The organism is Mesorhizobium sp. M1A.T.Ca.IN.004.03.1.1 (assembly GCF_003997555.1).
In the GTDB taxonomy this organism is placed as follows: domain Bacteria; phylum Pseudomonadota; class Alphaproteobacteria; order Rhizobiales; family Rhizobiaceae; genus Mesorhizobium.
Genome location: NZ_RZTV01000112.1, coordinates 1 through 336, shown reverse-complemented (window position 1 = coordinate 336; position 336 = coordinate 1). Strand labels below are relative to the sequence as shown.

Genomic DNA, 336 nt, shown 5'->3' with positions numbered 1-336 from the left:
GCTCAGTGATGCGGAGCTTGCCATGTACCGGGCAAAACGGGCCGGCGGCAACCGCGTCGAGCCGGTCCAGCCGGCCTTCCGCGACTTCGGCACCGACCGGCTGCAGCTGGAAACGGATCTGCGCCGCGCCATCGAGCGCAAGGAATTGGCGATGGTCTACCAGCCGATCGCAAGGCTGGAGGATGTCGAGGTCGCCGGTTTCGAGGCGCTGATGCGCTGGGAACATCCCAAACGCGGCAATATCCCGCCGTCCGAATTCATCCCGATCGCCGAGGCCTCCGATCTTATCGGCCCGCTCGGCATGTTCGCACTGGAACAGGCGACCAACGATCTGAT

Annotated in this window: 1 protein-coding gene; it reads left to right on the top strand. The window is 64.6% G+C overall.

Annotation, left to right across the window (positions count from 1 at the left end):
- Window positions 1–336, top strand: a 336-nt coding sequence (locus tag EOD29_RS30935) for an EAL domain-containing protein (protein WP_164763903.1), incomplete at both ends; no start/stop codon positions are given.